The 17,107-nt window shown below is 37.3% G+C and carries 17 protein-coding genes; 4 read left to right on the top strand and 13 right to left on the bottom strand.

Translation table 11 applies throughout. The features are described 5' to 3' along the window. Nucleotides 1-2 precede the first annotated feature (2 nt). Together mraZ and JF75_RS04410 are read right to left on the bottom strand one after the other, a co-directional pair. Complete coding sequence (mraZ, locus tag JF75_RS04415; protein WP_046332010.1) at nt 3-434, bottom strand: division/cell wall cluster transcriptional repressor MraZ; 432 nt, start codon at nt 432-434, stop codon at nt 3-5. Between the two features lie 167 nt (nt 435-601). Then, a complete protein-coding gene (locus tag JF75_RS04410) occupies nt 602-928 on the bottom strand; it encodes a DUF3397 domain-containing protein (RefSeq protein WP_046332009.1) in 327 nt (108 codons plus the stop codon). Between the two features lie 100 nt (nt 929-1,028). On the opposite strand from JF75_RS04410, the gene JF75_RS10330 reads away from it, so the two are divergent. After that, on the top strand, nt 1,029-1,169 hold the full coding sequence (locus JF75_RS10330; RefSeq protein ID WP_084605719.1) for a DUF4044 domain-containing protein: 141 nt from the start codon (nt 1,029-1,031) through the stop codon (nt 1,167-1,169). A gap of 35 nt (nt 1,170-1,204) precedes the next feature. Here JF75_RS10330 and mreD read toward each other — a convergent pair whose 3' ends face one another. The 10 genes from mreD to ezrA form a co-directional block, all read right to left on the bottom strand. Beyond that, nucleotides 1,205-1,735, bottom strand: a complete 531-nt coding sequence (gene mreD, locus JF75_RS04405) for a rod shape-determining protein MreD (protein ID WP_046332008.1) — start codon at nt 1,733-1,735, stop codon at nt 1,205-1,207. Next, the gene (gene mreC / locus JF75_RS04400) at nt 1,735-2,586 is read right to left on the bottom strand and encodes a rod shape-determining protein MreC (RefSeq protein WP_046332007.1); all 852 of its coding nucleotides are present in this window, start codon (nt 2,584-2,586) and stop codon (nt 1,735-1,737) included. Before mreC ends, mreD begins: the two co-directional genes overlap by 1 nt. Nucleotides 2,587-2,636: 50 nt before the next feature. Further along, complete coding sequence (locus tag JF75_RS04395; protein WP_046332006.1) at nt 2,637-3,641, bottom strand: rod shape-determining protein; 1,005 nt, start codon at nt 3,639-3,641, stop codon at nt 2,637-2,639. A 98-nt stretch (nt 3,642-3,739) separates the two neighbouring features. Then, the gene (locus JF75_RS04390) at nt 3,740-4,363 is read right to left on the bottom strand and encodes a JAB domain-containing protein (RefSeq protein WP_046332005.1); all 624 of its coding nucleotides are present in this window, start codon (nt 4,361-4,363) and stop codon (nt 3,740-3,742) included. Between the two features lie 35 nt (nt 4,364-4,398). Beyond that, the gene (locus tag JF75_RS04385) at nt 4,399-5,079 is read right to left on the bottom strand and encodes an HAD family hydrolase (protein WP_046332004.1); all 681 of its coding nucleotides are present in this window, start codon (nt 5,077-5,079) and stop codon (nt 4,399-4,401) included. After that, entirely contained in the window at nt 5,060-6,337 is a 1,278-nt protein-coding gene (locus JF75_RS04380; RefSeq protein ID WP_046332003.1) for a bifunctional folylpolyglutamate synthase/dihydrofolate synthase, read from the bottom strand. Before JF75_RS04380 ends, JF75_RS04385 begins: the two co-directional genes overlap by 20 nt. A 1-nt stretch (nt 6,338) precedes the next feature. Further along, on the bottom strand, nt 6,339-8,978 hold the full coding sequence (locus JF75_RS04375) for a valine--tRNA ligase (protein ID WP_046332002.1): 2,640 nt from the start codon (nt 8,976-8,978) through the stop codon (nt 6,339-6,341). Between the two features lie 271 nt (nt 8,979-9,249). After that, entirely contained in the window at nt 9,250-10,467 is a 1,218-nt protein-coding gene (gene thiI, locus JF75_RS04370; RefSeq protein ID WP_046332001.1) for a tRNA uracil 4-sulfurtransferase ThiI, read from the bottom strand. Between the two features lie 7 nt (nt 10,468-10,474). Next, a complete protein-coding gene (locus JF75_RS04365) occupies nt 10,475-11,632 on the bottom strand; it encodes a cysteine desulfurase family protein (RefSeq protein ID WP_046332000.1) in 1,158 nt (385 codons plus the stop codon). A 158-nt stretch (nt 11,633-11,790) separates the two neighbouring features. Beyond that, the gene (ezrA, locus tag JF75_RS04360; RefSeq protein ID WP_046331999.1) at nt 11,791-13,509 is read right to left on the bottom strand and encodes a septation ring formation regulator EzrA; all 1,719 of its coding nucleotides are present in this window, start codon (nt 13,507-13,509) and stop codon (nt 11,791-11,793) included. A gap of 422 nt (nt 13,510-13,931) precedes the next feature. On the opposite strand from ezrA, the gene rpsD reads away from it, so the two are divergent. From rpsD to JF75_RS04345, 3 genes are all read left to right on the top strand, one after another. After that, entirely contained in the window at nt 13,932-14,543 is a 612-nt protein-coding gene (gene rpsD / locus JF75_RS04355) for a 30S ribosomal protein S4 (protein ID WP_045927978.1), read from the top strand. A gap of 71 nt (nt 14,544-14,614) precedes the next feature. Then, the gene (locus tag JF75_RS04350; protein WP_046331998.1) at nt 14,615-15,082 is read left to right on the top strand and encodes a YueI family protein; all 468 of its coding nucleotides are present in this window, start codon (nt 14,615-14,617) and stop codon (nt 15,080-15,082) included. After that, entirely contained in the window at nt 15,083-16,384 is a 1,302-nt protein-coding gene (locus tag JF75_RS04345) for a replication-associated recombination protein A (protein WP_046331997.1), read from the top strand. 68 nt (nt 16,385-16,452) lie between these two features. On the opposite strand, the gene JF75_RS10580 is transcribed toward JF75_RS04345, so the two are convergent. Beyond that, nucleotides 16,453-17,107: SLAP domain-containing protein (locus JF75_RS10580; protein ID WP_046331996.1), on the bottom strand; the 655-nt coding region annotated here is incomplete at its 5' end.

Below are 17,107 nucleotides of genomic sequence, written 5' to 3'. Positions count from 1 at the left end.
AATTATAGTTCAATATCATCCAAATTTTCTGCAATATCATCATAGTTTTCATTGGCTTCATCACTAAAGCTTTCCCAACGTTCCTTAGACCAAATTTCAATTCGATCAGAAACTCCTACAATGACACATTCTTTGACAAGGGAAGCGTGTTTCTTCAACGTTGTGGTCAGATTCACACGACCTTGTTTGTCAAATTCGCATTCCATCGCACCAGAGTAAAACAAACGCGTAAAACTGCGCGCATTTCTCTTAGTTAGTGGAAGTTGCGCTAGTTTAGCTTCAATTTTTTGCCATGCTTCTGTAGTATAGCCAAAAATGCAGCCTTCCATTCCGCGAGTAAATATCATTTTGTCACCTATCTGACTACGCAAACGGGCAGGTATAATTAACCGCCCTTTGCTGTCGAGATTGTGATGATATTCACCCATGAACATGGCTTAGCCCCCTTCCACTAAATAATTTACCACAATTCACCACTTCCTACCACTTTTTAGTCAAAAATGTTAAATATTTATTTTTTAATGACACAAAAAAGAAAAATCGCAAACCAATTCAGATTTGCGACTAGTTTTATTTAAAAAATTTTTATTTCAAAAATTGACTATATCATTAGAAACAAGAGACCCAGATACCAAAAAATAGTATTTACAGTTAAGTAATCCCAAATTTTACGCATAGTCTTACTTAAAGAGATATTTTTATTTTTAACAGCATCAGATATCGCTATGACTATAACCAGGAAGAAAAAGACAAAAAAGCCATAAGGCAGAAACTCAGGCCTTTTTTGGTGCATGGTAATTAAGTGACATGCATATATAAAAAAGAAAGGCAATAAATCATATCCCCTAAATTGAGCCTTAGGAAACATCTTATTGACAATATATGCTAAAGCAAGTCCTAGAACAGGTATCAATATAATTAAAAGCATTACTTACATCCTCTATCATTTAATATCTATTTTATCTTACTCTGCGATTGAAAAAAACTATTAAGTAGCATAAAATATTGTTCAAGTAGGAGGTCAATCAATGACGCGTAGACATAAGAAAAAGAGATCTAAATTTCAAAAATTAACGATTGCCATGGCTTGGCTAATGGCTATTATTACTTTAGTAGCAATTGTGATGCAGGTTGTTGGTGCATTATCAAGCTTTGGCTTTTTTGAGTAAAAAACGTGAGATACAAATCTCACGTTTTTTATTTATTAGCGATAATTGTCTAGGTTAACCATAAAAGGGTAGTTAAGAACCAAGTTCCACCATAATTTATAGGTAGCACAAACAAAGATAAACACCCAGCACAAAGTCGGCAAAATACTTTGCACCAGCTTCAAGATTCCTATACTTGATAAGCCTGTCATATTTAAAATTAGCCATGTGTAGACCTCAATTAGAACAGAAGCAATTAAAACTGCCAAAACTTTGGCCCAAAATACTTCTGGTAAAAACCGTGCAGATTTTTGCAATAACCAAGAAATTGTCGGCAGGCTAATTGCATAGATGCCTATAATGCCAAAAAAATAAATATCACTAACTATACCTGCACCTAAAGCCAGCCAAACTTCTTTGTTATTGGTATCATCAAATAATGCAATTAGCATCATACTAACAGGTACTAATAAATTCGCAGCATTACCAATTGAAAAAAACTGATGAAGGTAAAAAGATAAGCTACCACTGATAGCCAAAGCAACGTATAATGCTAAGACTAGAGTAAATTTCCGCAGTGTCTTCATTAGTCGCTCACTTTCCTCTGAATAACCGTGACAATGGAAGGATCGTTTAATTCGCCAGCCGGATTGATCTTGATTAAATCAGATAAGCCAAAAGAATCATGTGTTGTAGCAGAAATAGTTCCTATTAGCAACCCTTTAGGTGAATTACCACCCATTCCGCTAGTATATATTTTGGTACCACGCTTGAGCTTTTTACTATCAATTGCTTGGGTAAAAGCTAAAGTTTTATTACCAATTACCGTAATAATGCCATGAACTTTTTTACCATTTGTAGCTTGAGCCTGTACTGCAAACCGGTTTGCTGACTTGTCACTGGTAGTAATTAATTCCACTTTTGCAGAAGCAGCACTGACTTCTATTATACGACCGATAACTCCACCGCCTGACATCACAGCCATATTCTTGCGCAAGCCGGACGTAGTTCCCTTATTGATAACTAAAAGATCTGTCCAGCTGTCTGGCGAACGCGAAATCACGGAGGCTTGAACCATATCATAGTCCGTTAACGTTTCTTTTAATTTTAAAGCAGATTTAAGTTGCTTGTTTTCAGCTTCAAGACTTGAGTTACGAGCTTTTGTTTGTTCTAATTCGGTTACCTGGCTCTTAAGATAGTTATTTTCATCTTGCGTATTCAGTAAATCATGTACATTATTTAAACTGCCGGACACAAAACTAAGAGGGAAATCAATAATTCTTGATCCCACAGCGACTACATCATTACCAAAACTTTGGATAATCAATGGCGTGTTACGCTTGTTGCGCAAGCTAACACTACCACCTAAAATTGTAAAAACTAAAATAACTGCGACAACTGCTGACAACAGTTTTTTATTTTGTAAAAATTTCTTCATTTGGAAACAGTCCCTAAAGAAAAATCGGCAATTATAGCCGACTTTTTGTATTATCTGCGACTTTTACGCATTACTTCAATATTTTTCAGAGACTCACCTGTACCGACTGCAACACAATCTAGTGGATCCTGAGCTATAAATACTGGAACTTTAGTAGCTTCGGAAATAACATCAGGCAAATTCTTTAGTAAAGCACCACCACCAGTTAGCACAATTCCATGATCAATTACATCTGCTGCAATTTCAGGAGAAGTTTGTTCTAAAGTTTCTTTGATAGCAACAATAATATCTTGAACAACATCTTGAATTGCCTTTGAGACATCAACTGCTTTAACATCGACTGATTTTGGTAATCCTGTAACCAAATCACGTCCCCGAATATTGACAGCTTCAATGCCTTCTGCTTTTTCAACCGAAGCGGAACCAATTTGGATTTTAATGTCTTCGGCCGTTCTTTCACCAATTAAAAGATTAAAATTGGAATGTACATAATTCACAATTGCAGTATTAAACTTATCACCGGCTTGGCGAATTGATGTAGATGATACAATGCCACCAAGTGAAATAGTAGCGACATCAGTAGTACCACCACCAATGTCCACGACCATTGAACCAGTAGGATCCATTACTGGCAATCCAGCTCCAATAGCGGCTGCAAATGGTTCTTCTATTACAAAGGCTTCACGTGCTCCAGCTACCCGAGCTGCATCAATAACAGCCCGTTTTTCTACTTCAGTTACACCTGAAGGTACACAAATCATAGCTGAAGGTTTGGAGTTGCCTACAGTCTTTTCTATAAAATACTTAAGCATAGAGGCAGTTGTATCATAATCGGCAATTACACCATCTTTCATTGGCCTGATAGCCACTATGCTTTCCGGCGTCCTTCCGATCATTTCTCTTGCTTCTGACCCTACCGCAATTACTTTTCCAGTATGGGTGTTTTTAGCCACCACAGAAGGCTCTCTTAAGACAATTCCTTTGCCTTCCATATAAACAAGAGTATTGGCCGTCCCTAAATCGATGCCAATATTTTTTGCTCCTAATCCAAACACGTAAATCTCTCCTTAATTATTGCAGTCTCTAAATCTTGAATAATTATAGCATAAAGTGCAACTTAAAAAAGAAAATGAAATGTAACTTTAAGATGAATTTAAAATAATTGCCGTTCACGCAAACTCAAATATTTTCCCTTTCCCACAATAAAATGATCAAGAAAGTCAATATGAAATAATTCAGAAGCTGCAAAGAGCATTTTGGTGAGTTCAATATCACTTTTTGAGGGAATTAAATTGCCACTTGGATGATTATGAACCACAAAAAAGCCAGCACAAGCATAAATTACCGCCCAGCGAAAAATTTCTCGAGGGTGAGCAATAGATTTATCCAAAGTTCCTTGAAATAATCTTTTTTCAGCAACAATGTGATTGCTGTTATCAATATAAACTGCCCAAAGTTCTTCTTGTTTACGTCCTGCTAATTTGTCCAACAGATAAGTACCGACTTCATCGCTTGATGTCATAATGAGTTCACGATCGGGAACCGCCGATCTTAGTCTTTCAAACAGTCCCTCACAAAGAACAGCTAAATTATTATCACATTGACTGCCAGAAATATATTTAAGCAAGTCATTAAAATTTTTGATCTTTAGCTCTGTCAGTTTTGCAAAAAGTTCATCAAACTTCTCTATACCATGTTCTTTCAATTCATCAACCAAGCTGCTTAACATTTCCCAGTCAGTTTTCATTAAATAGTGATTAGATTTTATCAATTCCATAAAACCCTTCCTTTCACTATTAAATACGTGGAAAACTAACAAACCTTTTTCAGAAATTGATAAAAATCTTGGCAGACAAATACAGCATTCTGGTAATCTTTTTTACTTGCTGGAATTAAATCAGGCACCATTACGCACTTCAAGTTGGCATTAACGGCAGCAAGCAATCCGGGAGAAGAATCCTCGAAAGCTAAAATATTATTTTGAGGGACCTGCAATTTTTTAGCAGCCAAAAGATAAATATCTGGAGCTGGTTTAGGCTTAACGTTATTCTTTTTAACATCGTCGTAATTGAGGTGAAATTGAAAATAATTGCGGCTGCCAGTTGCCCACAAGTTATGCTCTACCACATCTTCTGTATTACTAGTAACCACTGCCATCGGCAAACCAGCTTTTTGAAAAAGATCAAGAGCTTTTTGCACTCCAGGACGCAATTTTAGTTTACCCTCTTCAGTCCACTGCCAGACCAAGTCATCCGTACGCTTAATAAATTGGTCCCGTTGCTCCTTATTCTTAAAGTATTTCAGATAAAAATCGTCCATATCAGTAGTTGTCGAGCCGACCAATTTAAGATAGATATCATCAGGAGTACCTAAATCTGCTTCTTTTGCTGCCTGAATATTGGCTTCCCAGTATAAATTTTCAGAATTGACGAGCAATCCATCCATATCAAGTAAAATTCCCTTAATTTCATCTTCAATACCTTGAACCCGCATTTTTCGTCTCCATTTGTAAAATATTACCAACTAAATAAAAAGATCCTGTTACTAGCAGTATATCATTTGTCTGGCTCTTCTGCTTCAAATTCTGGTAAGCTGCTTGCCAATCAGACATATATTGATATTTTTCCTGAATCCATTGGGGAAAATCTTTTTTCTTAGCTGCACGCGGATAATCTATTGTAGTTAAGTAGACTTCATCAGTAGCATGAAATAGGTCAAACACCTGCGCGATATCTTTGTCTTTCATCATCATGATCAAAATTCTAACTTGGCCCTGCCTTCTCTTTTGTTCACAATGAGCATAATTAAGCAGGTTTTGCACTGCTTGAATATTATGTGCGCCATCAAGAACTATCAAGGGATTATTTTGCAGTACTTGATAGCGACCAGGAACAACGGTCCGATTAATTGAGTCGATAATATTATTTTGAGATAGCGGCAAACCTAACATGCTGAAGGCCTCAACTGCAACGCCTACATCGTAACCTTCAACAATAGGCTTAGGTAAAAAAGACAATTTTTGGGATTTAGTTTTCAAAGTTAAGCTTTCATTTGGGATAATTTTAAAATCTTTCCCCAATTGTATAAGCGGTGCATTTTCCTCTTGCGCTTTTTGCTGAATTATAGGCAACACCTCTTTAGGAACATTACCGATAATCACAGGACGATTTTTCTTAATCACCCCACTTTTTTCACGCGCAATATCCTGAAGTGTAGGTCCTATAATTTTTTCATGATCTAATCCAACTGTTGTAATCACACTGACTTCAGGCATGATCACATTTGTCTTGTCATGTTCACCACCTATGCCAACTTCTATGACAGCATAGTCACATTTTTCTCTTGCAAAATAGAGAAAAGCCATGACCACTTCATATTCAAAAGTCACTAAAGAAAAAGCAGGATTTTCTCTACGAATTTTTGCCAAAATAAGCTCAATTTGATTTGCAATCTCAACTAAGTTTTGGTCACTAATATTTTGCCCATTTAATTGAATACGTTCGTTAAATTCGAACACATATGGCGAAACAAAAAGGCCAGTCTTCTGACCGGCCTTTTGCAGCAAACTACTTAAATAGTAAGAAGTAGATCCTTTACCATTAGTGCCCGTGACGTGAACTGTTTTAACTTTATCTTGCGGATTATCCAAAAAAGTCAGCACTTTTTTTATGTAAGATAAATCCGCTTTTTCATGTAATTTAGGAAGTGAATATAAATAATTAATCACATCTTGAGCTTTAGTAAAAGTCACATTATTCACTCTTCTTTAATTCTTGAATTCTTTCCTGAACGTTTTGAAGTTGGTTTTCATAATCTGCCTTTTTAGCTTTTTCCTTATTAATTACCACCTCTGGTGCGTGAGCTACAAAGCCTTGATTATTCAGTTTTTTGGTTGAGCGTTCAACTTCAGCTTGCAGATCTTTCTCCTCTTTTGTCATGCGCTTGATTTCGTCATCAATATTGACTAAATCGGCTAGTGGGACAAAAATTTGTGCTCCTGCAATCACAGCAGTTTTAGCCAATTTCGGTGCTGTAACATCAGTTGCAATGGTCAAATTCTTGGGGTGCAAGAAATTCTTGACATATTCTTCATTTTCGGTCAAAATCCGTTCATTATTGCTGTCTTCTAATTGAATCATAATATCAATCGGTGAAGAAAGTGGTGCATTAACTTCCATTCGAATATTACGTACAGCTTTAATAATTTCGATCAAGAAAGCCATATCGCGCCGCGCTCTGTCATTAACAAATTCATCATGAAGTGTAGGGTACTTCGCAACCATGATTGATTTGCCTTCATGAGGCATTGACAGCCACAGCTTTTCAGTCACAAATGGCATAATTGGGTGCAACAAACGTAAAATTTGATCAAGAATCCAAATTAAATTCTCTTGTTTTCTAGTCTTCAGTTCTTCATCTGAACCATTGAGAGCAACTTTGGCCATTTCGATATACCAGTCGCAGAAATCATTCCAGATAAAGTTATAAAGTTCGCGCCCAGCTTCACCAAATTGATAATCATCAAATAAACGAATTACTTCACTTACAGTGTGATTTAAGCGGTCAAAAATCCAGCTGTCTGACAGATCAAACTTGCTGGTATCAGGCATATGAGCTGCTTTTGCAGCTTCTGGTAAATTCATAATCACAAATCTGGCAGCATTCCAAATCTTATTAATGAAGTTCCATGCAGATGCCAATTGCTTAGGATTATAACGTGTATCCTGTCCAGGAGCTGTACCATTGAGCAAGAACCAGCGTAAAGCATCTGCACCATATTGATCAATAACGTCCATTGGATCAACACCGTTACCCAGAGATTTACTCATCTTGCGACCTTGTTCATCACGAATCAAACCGTGAAGAACAACATCATTAAATGGTCTCTTGTGGGTAAAATGCAGACTCTGGAAAATCATCCGTGAAACCCAGAAGAAGATAATATCATAACCGGTAACTAGGGCATTGGTTGGGAAATAGCGTTTGAAATCAGCAGAATCTTCATCAGGCCAGCCTAATGTTGAAAATGGCCATAAAGCACTTGAAAACCAGGTATCTAGAACATCTGGGTCCTGTTTCCAATTTTCAATGTCTTTTGGTGCTTCTTCGTCAACATAAATTTCGCCAGTCTTCTTGTTATACCAAGCTGGAATCCTGTGTCCCCACCATAATTGACGTGAAATTACCCAGTCATGAACATCTTCCATCCAATGATTTAAAGTTTGTTCAAACCTCTTGGGTACAAAATTGACTTTGCCCGCAGTTTTTTGATTTTCTAAAACTTTATCTGCCAGTGGTTTCATCTTAACAAACCATTGAGTTGACAGACGTGGTTCAACTTGAACACCAGAACGTTCCGAGTGGCCAACTGAGTGGACAATCGGCTTAACTTTAATTAAGTAGCCTTGCTCCTTTAAATCTTTAACCAATGCTTCACGGCAGGCAAAACGGTCCATGCCTTCATACTTACCGGCATTTTCGTTCATAGTGCCGTCGTCATTCATTACATTGATCCGTTTTAAATTATGACGATTGCCTACCAAGAAGTCGTTAGGATCGTGAGCAGGAGTTATTTTTACCAAACCAGTACCAAACTCTGGATCAACGTGTTGGTCCTCAATAATCGGAATATGACGTCCAACTATTGGCAAAATCAGTTCCTTGCCCACTATATCTTTATAGCGTTCATCTCCAGGTGCCACAGCAACGGCAGTATCACCGAACATTGTCTCAGGACGAGTAGTAGCAATCTCAACAAAACCGGAACCATCAGCAAACGGATATTTAATATGGTAAAAAGCACCTTTATCGTCTTGGTGAATAACTTCAATGTCACTTAAAGCTGTTTGCAGCTCAGGATCCCAATTAATAATATATTCACCACGGTAAATTAGACCTTCATTATATAGTTGCACAAAAACGCGGCGAACTGCCTTAGATAGGCCTTTATCTAGAGTAAATCTCTCCCTGGAATAGTCAAGAGACAGACCAAGCTTGGCCCATTGACTCTTGATAATAGCAGCGTATTCATCTTTCCAGTCCCATACTTGCTTAACAAAAGCTTCACGACCCATTTCATGTCGGTCTTTGCCTTGTTTGCGTAATTTAGCTTCAACTTTAGCTTGCGTAGCAATTCCAGCATGATCCATCCCTGGAAGATACAAAGTATCATAACCCTGCATTCTTTTAAGTCGAATTAATGTATCTTGAATTGCAGTATCCCAGGCATGACCTAAGTGCAGTTTGCCAGTAACATTTGGTGGCGGAATAACTATAGAGTATGGATGCGCTTTCTTATCCCCAGATGGCTTAAACAGGTCTTGATCAAGCCACTTTTGATATCTGCCTTGTTCGACCTCTTTGGGGTCGTATTTTGGTGCTAAATCTGTCATAATTCTCCTCCCAATAAAAAAGTCCTAGACAAAATGTCTAGGACGATGTAATTAACCGCGGTACCACCTAAGGTTAAGCAGAATAAAATTCTGCTTCTCTTAAAAATGATAACGGCAGATTTTGCCGGATTAGCTTACTCTCAGTTCAGCCAACCAGTCCAATCGAGCTACCAATTAACCTTCATTCGGCTTTTCACCATCAACGAGCCTTTCTCTATCTATAAGGTTAATACCTCTCAATTATTGCTTTGGGCGTATTATAACATACTTTTTAAAGTAGTGAAGCATCTTCTTCTGCTTTATCTGCTAAAAACTTATCATTTGGATAAATCGAAGTCACTTGTATGCCCGCCAGTGCACGTTCAATTAAGCCATCTACATCAAGGCGATTTTCAAATTCACGTGCTTTTTCAATTTTTGGTTTTGTTTTTGGACGAGGAGGTGCAAAAATGGTGCAGCAATCTTCGAATGGTTGAATAGATAAATCAAATGTTCCAATTTCTTCTGCTAATTTAATGATTTCGGTTTTATCCATTGTAGCAACTGGTCTGATGACCGGTGTAGTGGTTACATCGTTAATTGCCGCCATTGACTCTAAAGTTTGTGAAGCGACTTGCCCAACAGACTCACCATTAAAAATAGCCAATCCTCTTCTTTTAGCTCTAATTTTATCAGCTAGCTGTAACATGAATCTTCTTTGCACAGTCATCAAGTAGCCCTCGGGAATTTTTTCCTTAATGGTTTCCTGAATTTCTGCAAACGGTACTGCAATAAAATTTATTTTACCAGCATAATTAGCCAAAATACCGGTTAATTCTTTAGCTTTATTCAAAGCTTTTTCGGTAGTATATGGTGGGCTGTAAAAATGCACCATATCAATATCAACACCACGTTTTAGGGCAAGATAGGAAGCCACTGGCGAATCAATGCCTCCAGATAGCATCATGACAGCTCGACCACCAGTACCAACTGGCATTCCCCCAGCGCCATGAAGCAGCTGGTTAGAAATGTAAACTGCATCTTTACGCACTTCAATTCTGAGCACAATGTCAGGATGTTTCATTTCTACCTTTAGATCATCCATGTGTGAAAAAAGGTAGTCACCAACCATTTTATTCAATTCATTAGTATCATATAAAAACTGATGGTCACTGCGCTTAGTGTTAACCTTGAAAGTCATTCCCTTTTTAAAAGTTTCTTTCATTAAAGCAAGCGCAGTTTTTTCAATTTCTGCCAGCGTTTTTTCCACTTTAATAGTTGGTGAATAAGTTTGTATGCCGAAAACCTTTTTTAAGCGTTGATCGACCTCTTCAAAAGGTGCATCGTTTAAAACAATATGCATGCGATCATGGCGTGGGTGAATTTCAACCTGTGGAAATTCACGCAGCACTTTAGTAACGTTACCGGCTAAGCGACCGATAAAATCTTTCCGGTTCTTTCCTTTTGTTGAAAGCTCACCGTAACGCACCATTATTTCAGTATATTTCATAAAAAATCTATTCTCCTAAATGATTAATTGGGGCAAAATGACGGTAAATTTTGTCAAAAACTCTTATAAACTCATCGGCTTCATCAAGCGTATTGGATTCATCAAAACTGAGACGAATTGCACTAGTGGCAATTTTATCATCAACATGCATTGCTACTAATGTGCTGGCTTGATCAACTTTTGTCGAGGAGCATGCGGAAGTAGTGGAAGTATAAATGTCATATTCTTCAAGCGTATGGACTAAAGTTTCTCCCCTAATGCCTTCAAGTGCAAAACATAAAATATGAGGCGCAAAATTGTCATTGACAGGGGAAAATATAGTTATACCAGGCTTGTCCTGCAAATAATTTACTATTTTTTCCTTAATAGCAGCCTCTCTTGCAGCTTTTTCCTGCTCATTTTCTAAAAGTAAGCGTACAGCCTTAGCCATTCCTGCTATCGCCGGCAAATTTTCCGTGCCAGATCTAAGACCTTTTTCCTGTCCCCCGCCATCATGTAGAGGATCCAGCATCTTGCCTTCTTTTTTATAAAGGACACCAGTACCTCTTGGTGCGTGAAATTTATGGGCGGAAAGGCTAGAGAAATCAACACGAGGAGTAAAAACTCGTGACCAAATATTTTTACCCAGAGCCTGGACATTATCAACGTGAAAGCTCACAGTGGGATAGTTAGTCAGTAAATCGCTAATTTCAGCAATTGGCTGGATTGAACCAATCTCATTATTGACACCCATTATTGAAACTAATGTGGTGTCAGAATCAAGAGCATTGCGCAAATCATTGACATTAACACGCCCTTCTTTATCAACTGGCAAGTGAGTTACGCGAAAGCCGATGTATTCCAAAGCATTAAAAGCATTAGCGACAGAAGCATGTTCAACACTCGAGGTAATGAGATGCTTGCCAAATTGCCGTTTTTGAAACGCTGTGCCTTTTATCGCCCAATTGTTTGACTCAGTGCCACCGGAAGTAAAGAAAATTTCATCTTGTTTTGTACCCAAAAGATTAGCAATCTGTTTACGCGAGCTTTCTAAAAGTTGGTAAGCACGGTCTCCCAATTTATGTAAACTAGATGGATTACCCCAAATAGTTTGTGCTACTTTATCATAAGTCGCTAAAACAGCAGGATCAATTTTAGTTGTGGCGCTGTTATCAAAGTAAATCACGGACATTCTCCTCCAATACACTACAAGGTCAGCTATTAACTTATAAATTGTAACTTAAAATAAACTCAGCTTCAATTATTTATTCATTAGCAATAAAAAAGCCTTAAAATCATTTACAAATTTTAAAGCTGAAATTTTTCAACAAAAATTAATAATATTTAGTCATTATTTTTCTTATCAGAATAATATAAATTTTCTAAACGCTGGTACGAACCCGGTTCCACTTTTTCAATAGCAGTTGCTATGGTATCAAGCGCATCCTTATAATTATAGTCTCGCTCATAAAGGTCCATGGCCTTTTTCTGCGCATTTTGAATTGAACCATTATCAGAATATTTATTTGAATATTGCAAGGTTAGTTGCACCAAATCAGCAGAATTGATGATGTCATCTGCTTCTCGTTTTAGTCTTTCAACATCATCAGAAATTTGAATTAATTCTTGCGAAATTTTTTCCATGTTCAGACGAACTTGACTCAATTCTTTTGCTACATGGCCGATTTCATTAACAACTAGTGTATACATTTGAACAAAGGCATCGGGATTACCCGGCAAATTTTTACGTTCTAGACGCCGGTAAACTAGAGACACCTCTTGTTTAAAACGATTGATTGAATCATTAGCAACATTTTCTGAATCATAAAGGCCATCGACATCTTGCGCCATTGTCTTTTGCTGATTGCTAATTTCACGTAAACGGTCAAGCATGCTTAACCACGATGACTTAATTTGCGAATAAACGCCCTTACCATCAGCAACATTCTGCGTGTCAACCGTATATTGCCGCTCCATGTCATTGACTTCCTGCTCTAATTGCCTGCTGGTAGCAAGCTCATTATGCGTTAGTTCATAACTTTCATCAATATGACGCAATTTGGCCACCAAGTTTTTGGATTCAACTTGTTCATGAGCAAGAAGTCTCTGGATTTTGTCCTGATTTTCTTCTACAAAAGGTCTTGCCTTATATTCATTAGCCAAAGTATCGTAAAGAGCAGCAATCTCTTTTTTGATTTTTGCGATTTCTGTGTTCAAATCGGATACTTTTAATTCCGTCAATAATTTGCCTGCATCAGCCACTTGACCGCGAATTTTTTTAATTTCGGCTAAAACATCAACTTGAGTTATATAATATTTTGAAGACATCATCTTTTTATAACTATTAGAAAGTTCATCCAGTTGGTCTTTAAAAACAGTATCAATTTGGTGACGCGCATTTCTAACCTCAGGTAAAACTGAACCGATATTCGTCAAAGCTACTTTAATCCTTGACAAAATACGTTTTGCTTCAACCTGGTCTCCTTGAGCAGTCAGACTTTTAGCTTCAGAAAAGTCACTTTCCATATTAGTCAAATTAGTTTCAATTTTATCAAGTGCACTGCCGTATTCATATGAATTGGCCAAAACGCTTTTACGCAATTCTTTAAACTGATTGAATAAGTCACTATACTGCTTTTGGTTTTCACGGTTTGATTCAAGTAATTCGGTAAAAACTTCCTTTGTGTTTTTAGCGTCTTTGTAGGTTGAATCCATGATTTTCTGAGCCTGTTTGATATTTTTGTGGGCCGTAAATAGTTGATAGTGTGAGTTTTGGTCAGCAGCTTGTTCCAGAAAATTCTGTACAGCAGGAATTTTTTTAGTTGCTGCCTGCTCATAGCTTTTACGCCACGTAGTCAGTGTGGTCAGACTCTCACCCGCTAAATCCATTTTATCCAGATTAATAATGTCTGTTTCTAAATGCATTTTATCAATTTTAGTAATCAAATCGTCCAATTCAAGGATCTGCCTTAATTGGCGTCGATTGACTATGATCATAAGTGCTATAATTATAATAATGATTAAAATTGCAATGATTACAACTATGGATTGAGTCGATGACATATTTTTCCTCCAAAACTACTCCAATTATACCAAACTTCTACATTATTGTGGGCAAGAGTTTTTTAAACTAGTACATTTCATTATGCTATAAAAATTGATATGCAGTATTGATAAATGCTACCTTACTTTTAAACAAAATATTGACTTTTATATGTCTTTATAAACCAAATTTTCTTTTTCTTCCTATAATAATTAAAGCAGTCAATGTTTTCCTTGCTTTAATAAGTCAATACAACTATAATATAGAACGTGTAAAATATTTGCAGCTATAAGTGGCAAGAACGTCAACATCTTAATACGTTTTAGTGAACGAGTAACCGACGCTGCAATAGGCGAAAATGAAAATTAAGATGCACGAATGTTAAGCTTATACGTAATTATTTTACTCCAAAAACTGTTATCAGATTTTATTGGAGGATTTTATGTCAAGATATACAGGTCCAAGTTGGAAACGTTCCAGAAGATTAGGAATCTCACTTTCAGGTACTGGCAAAGAGCTTAGCCGTCGTAACTACGCTCCTGGTCAACACGGTCCTAATTCACGTGGTCGCTTATCAGAATACGGCGAGCAATTGCACGAAAAGCAAAAGTTACGTTGGATGTATGGTTTAAACGAGCGTCAATTTAGAACTTTGTTCAAACGTGCTGGTAAGATTCGTGAAGGTGAACACGGTACTAACTTCATGGCTTTGCTTGAATGCCGTTTAGACAGCATTGTTTACCGTTTAGGTTTTGCTACTACTAGAGAACAAGCAAGACAATTGGTTAACCACGGTCACATTACTGTTGATGGCAAGCGTGTTGATATTCCTTCATACGAAGTCAAGGTTGGTCAAACCATTGGCCTCAAGGAAAAGTCAAAGAACTTGCAGCAAGTTAAGGATGCACTGGAAGCAGTTGTATCCCGTCCATCCTTTGTTTCATTTGATGAGAACAAAGTAGAAGGTTCACTTGTTCGTCTTCCAGAACGTGATGAAATGGAACCAGAAATTAACGAAGCTCTAGTTGTTGAATACTACAACAAGTTACTTTAATTTCTACATTTTCACAAAACCCCTTTCCTACTTGGAGAGGGGTTTTTGCTACCCGAAAGGAAATCTCACAGATGACTGAAGATTTAAATACCAGAGTTTCAAATGCTGCACAAGGCATTACGCCACAGACAAAACCAGATGAACGCAGAAGATTTTTAGGGTCTCTTCGCGAACGGGTTTTAGTGAGAATGACCAATGCTGAAGTGCAGGATCCCAAATTAACCAACCTTTTTTTACGCCATTTCAAGGATTACGCGGGTTACAATATCCTGATAAACAGTAATTTACATGATAATTTTGTTAATCAAGTAGAAACTTATTGTAGCAAATACGAAACTTCTTTTACCATTGTTAATAACGAGACAGCAAAAACTGGGCCTGATGATTCCGCAATCTTAGTGGTAGCTTCCAGCGCCATTAACAAAATGCGCATTGAAATAAGTCAGGTTTATCCGCCAGAAATGCCTAAAGCTCAACTTACTGATACAAATCAAAAAAAAGCTGGCTTTTGGCACCGGCTTCTTCACGGAGACAATTAAATGAAGCCATTAGCTTATAGAATGAGACCGCAAAATTTGAATGAAGTTGTTGGCCAACAACATTTAATTGGTCCCGGAAAAATTATTCGGAGAATGGTCGAAGCCAAAATGCTATCCTCGATGATTCTCTATGGTCCCCCTGGCATCGGCAAAACTAGTATTGCTAGTGCTATTGCCGGCTCCACCAAATATGCCTTTCGCCAGCTTAATGCTGCTACTGATAGTAAAAAGCAATTAGAGCAAGTAGCGGCTGAGGGAAAACTAAGTGGAACTGTCATACTGTTACTGGATGAAATTCATCGGTTAGATAAAACAAAGCAGGATTTTCTCTTGCCACTTTTAGAATCAGGACAAATTATTTTGATTGGAGCGACAACCGAAAATCCCTATATTGCCATTTCCCCCGCTATTCGTTCTCGCTGTCAAATTTTTGAACTACAGCCACTGGCAAAAGCAGACGTCAACAAGGCGATTGATCGTGCGCTTAAAGATGATAAGAATGGTTTGGGGAAATACCATGTAAAATTAACTAATGATGCCAGAGAATTATTAGTGCAAAAAGGCAACGGTGACTTACGCGCCACATTAAATGGACTTGAACTAGCAGTGCGCTCAACCAAACAGGAAATGATTGCTGCTGGTAAAAATGATGAAAATGAAATAACTATTAATCAAGATGAAATGGCTAACTCTATTCAGTTACGTAGTCAAAACTTTGACGCTAAAGGTGACGGTCATTATGACTTGGTATCTGCTTTTCAAAAGTCAATTCGTGGTTCTGATACGGATGCATCTTTGCATTATTTGGCCAGATTAATTGAATCAGGAGATTTAGTCGCAATTTGTCGACGATTAAGTGTGATTGCTTATGAAGATATCGGTTTGGCAAATCCAGCTGCTGTACAGCACACACAAATTGCCATCCAAGCTGCTAAAAATTTGGGCTTTCCAGAAGCACGCATTCCCTTAGCTAACGCAGTAATTGAGCTTACTTTGTCGCCTAAGAGCAATAGCGCTATTAGTGCCATTGATTCGGCCCTGCAAGATGTAAAAAACAAGGATTACGGTGCAATACCAGCGGACTTAAAAGATGCTCATTATTCTGGTGCTACAAAACTAGGCCATGGCAAGGGCTACATTTACCCACACTCTTTTGCAAATGATTGGGTGCCACAACAGTATTTACCAGATAATCTGGTTGGAAAACAATATTTTCAGCCTAAAGGCAATTCTAAAATTGAAAAAGGATTAAAAAAGCAATACGAAACTTTGCATGAAATGCAGAAAAATGGTTTAAAATAATAAAAATATTCAAAAAGTGCCACAATTTTTAACAATTGTGGCACTTTTCTTGTTATCAGGTAGTTAAACTAACCCTTAAAATTTGCTTTTTTAACAAATTCGCTGGTAGTTAAAGTGTAATACTTTTTACCTTTAATTCTGACTGCTGTTCCGTAAGTATTTACAGACTTATGCTTCTTCAGTACTTTCTTACCTAGGCGATTACCATATTTACTGTATACATAGGCATTATGCTCCAATTTTAGTTTCTTGGCATCGATATTTCCTGCAGCTATATACAAGCCATTTTCAAGTGCATAATATACTCTCTTATTAATAACTTTTTGAGTTGAAACAGCAATCGTGGAACCTGCATTTATTATCAAGCTGTTTGCACGAACACCGTTTTCATCATAAAGATAAGCATTATGCATTACCTTTTTATTGATAATTACCTGAGTTTGGTCGGCTATACCAACTGCAGCAATTTCCTTTGCTTTCTTTACAGTAGTACTTCCCTTATCACTGGTGAAATTTGCTGCCTTGACGAAACGGTTTTTGGCAATAATATAGTATTTTTTGCCCCGAATCATAACAAAGCTGCCAAAAGTCCTAATTGCTTTACCGACTTTAGGCTTGCCGTATTTTTTGACACGTTTGCCATATTGATTGTAAATGTATGCATTATGTTGCAATTGTTTAGTAGTACCATTGACATTGCCAACCGCAACATAGTATTTCTTA

The sequence above is a fragment of the Lactobacillus kimbladii genome, from assembly GCF_000970755.1.
In the GTDB taxonomy this organism is placed as follows: domain Bacteria; phylum Bacillota; class Bacilli; order Lactobacillales; family Lactobacillaceae; genus Lactobacillus; species Lactobacillus kimbladii.
This window is presented reverse-complemented; position numbering and strand designations above follow the sequence as displayed.

Bases quoted from the DNA above. Each gene is read 5' to 3' on its own strand.
- JF75_RS04345 (WP_046331997.1), top strand. From the start codon at position 15,083: ATGAAGCCATTAGCTTATAGAATGAGACCGCAAAATTTGAATGAAGTT.
- mreC (WP_046332007.1), bottom strand. From the start codon at position 2,586: ATGAAGAAATTTTTACAAAATAAAAAACTGTTGTCAGCAGTTGTCGCA.
- JF75_RS04350 (WP_046331998.1), top strand. From the start codon at position 14,615: ATGACTGAAGATTTAAATACCAGAGTTTCAAATGCTGCACAAGGCATT.
- JF75_RS10330 (WP_084605719.1), top strand. From the start codon at position 1,029: ATGACGCGTAGACATAAGAAAAAGAGATCTAAATTTCAAAAATTAACG.
- mraZ (WP_046332010.1), bottom strand. From the start codon at position 434: ATGTTCATGGGTGAATATCATCACAATCTCGACAGCAAAGGGCGGTTA.
- JF75_RS04390 (WP_046332005.1), bottom strand. From the start codon at position 4,363: ATGGAATTGATAAAATCTAATCACTATTTAATGAAAACTGACTGGGAA.
- rpsD (WP_045927978.1), top strand. From the start codon at position 13,932: ATGTCAAGATATACAGGTCCAAGTTGGAAACGTTCCAGAAGATTAGGA.
- JF75_RS04410 (WP_046332009.1), bottom strand. From the start codon at position 928: ATGCTTTTAATTATATTGATACCTGTTCTAGGACTTGCTTTAGCATAT.
- ezrA (WP_046331999.1), bottom strand. From the start codon at position 13,509: ATGTCATCGACTCAATCCATAGTTGTAATCATTGCAATTTTAATCATT.
- JF75_RS04375 (WP_046332002.1), bottom strand. From the start codon at position 8,978: ATGACAGATTTAGCACCAAAATACGACCCCAAAGAGGTCGAACAAGGC.
- JF75_RS04385 (WP_046332004.1), bottom strand. From the start codon at position 5,079: ATGCGGGTTCAAGGTATTGAAGATGAAATTAAGGGAATTTTACTTGAT.
- thiI (WP_046332001.1), bottom strand. From the start codon at position 10,467: ATGAAATATACTGAAATAATGGTGCGTTACGGTGAGCTTTCAACAAAA.
- mreD (WP_046332008.1), bottom strand. From the start codon at position 1,735: ATGAAGACACTGCGGAAATTTACTCTAGTCTTAGCATTATACGTTGCT.